This is a genomic window from Streptococcus oralis (genome assembly GCF_001578945.1).
Lineage (GTDB): Bacteria > Bacillota > Bacilli > Lactobacillales > Streptococcaceae > Streptococcus > Streptococcus oralis_Q.
Window position 1 is genome coordinate 1 of record NZ_KQ969550.1, and the last position, 2,105, is coordinate 2,105.

At 45.8% G+C, this 2,105-nt stretch carries 1 pseudogene; it reads right to left on the minus strand.

Annotated features, from left to right (window positions below):
* A pseudogene (locus SORDD16_RS11410) lies at positions 1 to 2,105 on the minus strand (hypothetical protein); the annotation flags it as partial.

A 2,105-nucleotide genomic window follows, 5' to 3' on the forward strand; every position in this document is an offset into this window, starting at 1 on the left:
CGCTAGCTGATTGACTTGCAGATACAGACGCTGAAGCGCTTTGGCTTGAGCTTACTGAAGCTGAAGTTGATTGGCTTACTGATGCGCTAGCACTTTGGCTTGCGGATACTGAAGCGGATGCACTTTGACTTGCGCTAAGCGATGCACTTGCTGAGGCACTGGCCGAACGACTTGAGCTTACACTTGCTGAGGCTGAGCGGCTCGCACTTAGCGATGCACTTGCTGAGGCACTAGCCGAACGACTTGAACTTACGCTCGCTGAGGCTGAGCGACTTGCGCTAAGCGATGCACTTGCTGAGGCACTGGCCGAACGACTTGAGCTTACACTTGCTGAAGCTGAGCGACTTGCGCTAAGCGATGCACTTGCTGAGGCACTAGCCGAACGACTTGAACTTACTGATGCTGAAGCTGATTGACTTGAGCTTACTGATGCACTCGCTGAGGCACTAGCCGAACGACTTGAACTTACTGATGCACTGGCTGAGGCACTGGCCGAACGACTTGAGCTTACACTCGCTGAAGCTGAGCGACTTGCGCTAAGCGATGCACTTGCTGAAGCACTTTGACTTGAACTTACTGATGCTGAAGCGCTTTGACTCAAGCTTGTAGATGCGGACTGCGACTCCTTATTCGGAATAACTTTAACCTTGAATTGTCCGTTAACAGATGGGCCACCTTTTGACGCTGACAAACGCTCAGTAGCAGTTGAGTTAACATTTCCGGCTTTATCTGTCGCAACAAGGAAATTTGTTAATTCTTCTACAGTAGCATCTTTTGGTACTGTACCATACACACGGACTTTAAGTTGGTTACCTTCTTTTTTAACTTCGTATTGGATCCAAGGTCTTGCAGGGTCAGTTGTGTTACCTGTTCCGATAAAGGTTTTAGCAAGATTAAACTCACCAGAATCATCCGTTACTGTAAATGTCTTTTCAAAGGTCTTGCCTTGTTCTACTTCAAAGTCTTGAGTTTGAGCGACTGGTTTAGCAGTGTCTGGTTTTGGAGCAAGGTAGATCCCCACAGGACGATACTGGGCATTCCCTTGACCATCACGGATTGCTAATACAATTTCATGATAGCCAGAAGCATTGGCGTTTGGTGTTCCGACAAAGTTCACCGCCCCAACATGACCACCAGTCTTAGCAGGTATAAACTTAAGATCATATTGCACACCTTTATTTGCCAGATAACGATCTCCACCAACAACTTCCAACTGTGGTGCTTTTAACATCCCATTGCCATCACTTGTTATAAAGCCTGTTTCCTTTTTACCAAAGGCTCCATTTTGGAAATCTTTATTTTTAACGTGGATGTAGAGATTTTCATCGTAGATGCGCTTGCCGTTTTGAGCATCTTCAAAATATTTGCTTGTAGTAGTAGCATCACTATCTATAGAATGGTTAAAGACAGCTTTTTCAAGAGTATCATTAAATCCTGTCTTTGTCCCTGTACGATAAGAGTCAAAGAAGAAACGGAAAATGGTTGAATTGCCATCTGAGTCCGTCGCTTTCAGAGCCACACGGGCGAAACCTTCCCTAGTCGCATGACCATAGAAGCGAACAGAGCCGTTAGTAATCGTTGCATTAAGACCTAGATTAGTTAGCTTATTGGTATTAGACCATTTATTGCTACCAGTGATCCCTTCATAACCGACTTCTGCAGAAGCATCGGTGATTGTTAGGCTCTTCCCAGTCGGACTCTTGAAGTAGTAGGTCGTATCATAAGCTTCTTGCTGACGTGCATTCAAATGTGTTTCATAGTAGTCCTTTGGATGCATCGTTACTGTCGAATTTTTATTTGTATTGATCGTCGCAACGGTATTATCTGGCACGATGGCAGGGTTGATTTGACTTCTACTATAACCTGCTCCAGGAACAACACCTGCAGGCGTTGATGGACGAGAGCTTTCAGTCGCAACACTATTTCCAGGGGCTCTGAATCCGGAGTAGCCCGCGGTACGAATACCAGACTGACTAGCCTCTTTCGGTGCGGTTGTGACTTGCTTATCTGTTGTTTGGTCTTTTTCCGCTTGCTTGGCAGCATCTTTACCTTGAGCTTGGTTCTTATCTGCTACGACTCCTGCCGCAATGTTATTGCTTGTCGTC